Source organism: bacterium, assembly GCA_040753555.1.
In the GTDB taxonomy this organism is placed as follows: Bacteria; UBA9089; UBA9088; order UBA9088; family UBA9088; genus JBFLYE01.
In genome coordinates, this window is sequence record JBFMDZ010000268.1 from 1 (window position 1) to 2,508 (window position 2,508).

Genomic DNA, 2,508 nt, shown 5'->3' on the forward strand with positions numbered 1-2,508 from the left:
CATAACCCATTGATAAGCGGGGTAATTTAAAATATCCAGGAATAAAATTGCGGGGTAAAAACAGGTTCAAATAATTTGAGAATAACCCCCCCTTTTTGAGCTCAAATAATGTGGGACTTAGCACTTACCGCAGAAATAGCCAGGGCTACATTCGGCATAACTCCGAGTCAACATAAGAATTTGAAAGGGCTGGAACGGGAAAACCTGCGGGACCACATGACTGACCTTGAACTAATTTTTTCTATAGCGGTTATTAACTGGAAGTTTACATAGGATAATACCCATAAATAAGGCATGAGAATAATCGTTCCGTTAGGAACATAATATTGGTAGAATAGATAGACAAATCAATCAGTTCCGTAGGAACGATATATTGGTAGAAAAATTATGGCAAACACCTATACACAAATTCATATTCAAGCAATTTTTGCAGTACAAAACAGAGATTGCATTATTAGTAATTTATGGAAAGATGAATTATACAAATACATCTTTGGTATTATCAAGAACAATCAACATAAACCATTGGTGATAAACGGAATGCCAGATCATATTCATGTATTGTTTGGTATGAGGGCATCACAATCTCTTTCAGATTTAATGCAGGATATAAAAGCTAATTCTTCAAAGTGGATAAATGAAAAGAGATTTTTGAAGTGTAGATTTTCATGGTAAGAAGGTTTTGGTGCATTCTCATACAGTAAATCACAGATTCCAAAAGTTATAAATTATATTAATAATCAGGAAGAACATCACAAAAAAAAGAGTTTCAGTGAAGAATATAAAGAATTTTTGCAAGCATTTAACATTAATTATGATGAACGATATATTTTTAAACCGATTGAATTTTAACTATCTCATGCCTACGGCATTTATGTTTGTATGATATTTATTTCTACCGATATATTGTCCCTATGGGACATTAAATGAAGGATAAGGTAGAATTTTCACATTCTATTTTACCGAGCAGGAAAGTCAGAAAAGACTGGAGGGAAAATGACTGAACCGATTCTTCCTCAACTAAAACCGATTCCCATCAAAGACCGTGTTTCCGTTTTGTTTGTGGAAAAAGGAAATCTGGATGTTCTCGATGGTGCTTTTGTAGTGGTGGACAAGAACGGTGTGCGCACACATATTCCTGTTGGTGGTGTTGCCTGCCTGATGCTGGAGCCCGGGACAAGGGTATCACATGCGGCCGTGACTCTTGCTTCCCGAGTGGGTTGTCTTCTCGTCTGGATTGGCGACGGCGGCGTTCGACTCTATGCCTCTGGTCAACCAGGAGGGGCACGGGCAGACAGGTTGTTGTATCAGGCTAAACTGGCATTGGATGATACGGCAAGATTGAAAGTGGTGCGAAAGATGTATGCTATGAGATTCAAGGAAGACCCTCCTGAAAGGCGAAGTGTTGAACAATTACGGGGAATAGAAGGAGTAAGGGTGCGGAAGATGTACGAGCTTCTTGCCAGGCAATACAAGGTTGAATGGAAGAGCCGTAATTACGATTACAATGAATGGGGAAGTGGTGATATTCCCAACCGTTGTTTAAGTTCAGCAACTGCTTGTCTTTACGGTATCTGCGAGGCAGCGATTCTTGCGGCTGGATATGCCCCTGCTGTGGGTTTTATTCATACAGGAAAGCCACAGTCATTTGTCTATGACATAGCAGATATCTTCAAGTTTGAAACGGTAGTGCCTGTTGCTTTTAAGATTGCCGCGAAAAAGCCAGCAAATCCTGAGCGGGAGGTGCGTCTTGCCTGTCGTGATATATTTAGGCAGAGTGGATTGTTGAAGCGGATTATTCCGACTATTGAAGAAATCCTGGCTGCTGGGGAAATGTCTATGCCAAAATTACCGGAAGAATCGCTAATGCCTGCTATTCCAAACAAGGAGGGATTTGGAGATGTTGGCCATCGTGGTTGAAAATGTGCCACCGCGTTTACGCGGACGACTGGCAATATGGCTTCTGGAAATTAGGGCAGGAGTATATGTAGGTAAGGTATCAAGACGTGTGCGGGAGATGATCTGGAATACGGTTGAAAAGGGGATAGAAGAGGGAAATGCTGTAATGGTTTGGAGCACAAATACCGAGTCAGGGTATGACTTCTTGACCATTGGTAAAAATCGACGCATCCCGGTTGAAATGGACGGCATAAAACTTGTCTCATTTTTGCCAGAGAAAGAGATTTTAGAAGAGGTAGAGGCTAATGAATCTGCATTTGCAGGTATAGAAAGAGAACCGAAATGATCAAGGTTAAGACTACATCAAAAAAACCATACATCGCTTATCTGGATATAGAAACAACAGGTTTAGCCTCTGAAAAAGGGGAAATAACCGTCATAGGGATATGTCTGGAAGATAGTAATCATCAAAGAGTTATTCAATTGCTGGAGGATAACATCTCCTCTGCAGAAGTACTTAAGATAATTAAAGATGTGCATACACTCTATACCTATAATGGAACAAGGTTTGATTTGCCATATATCCGGACAAGATTAGGGATAGATTTG

3 protein-coding genes and 2 pseudogenes are annotated in these 2,508 nt (G+C 40.2%); all 5 read left to right on the forward strand.

Going from position 1 to position 2,508, the window contains the following annotated elements; translation table 11 throughout:
- The first annotated feature begins 123 nt into the window (after positions 1 to 123).
- A pseudogene (locus tag AB1630_12290) lies at positions 124 to 246 on the forward strand (phage antirepressor protein).
- Positions 247 to 387: 141 nt separating this feature from the next.
- A pseudogene (locus AB1630_12295) lies at positions 388 to 852 on the forward strand (transposase).
- A 144-nt stretch (positions 853 to 996) separates the two neighbouring features.
- Positions 997 to 1,920, forward strand: a complete 924-nt coding sequence (gene cas1e, locus AB1630_12300; protein MEW6104573.1) for a type I-E CRISPR-associated endonuclease Cas1e — start codon at positions 997 to 999, stop codon at positions 1,918 to 1,920.
- Positions 1,901 to 2,245: a type I-E CRISPR-associated endoribonuclease Cas2e gene (cas2e, locus tag AB1630_12305; protein ID MEW6104574.1), complete on the forward strand. Its 345-nt coding sequence runs from the start codon at positions 1,901 to 1,903 to the stop codon at positions 2,243 to 2,245. Before cas1e ends, cas2e begins: the two co-directional genes overlap by 20 nt.
- Positions 2,242 to 2,508, forward strand: a 267-nt coding sequence (locus AB1630_12310) for a ribonuclease H-like domain-containing protein (GenBank protein ID MEW6104575.1), incomplete at its 3' end; no start/stop codon positions are given. The genes cas2e and AB1630_12310, both read left to right, overlap by 4 nt.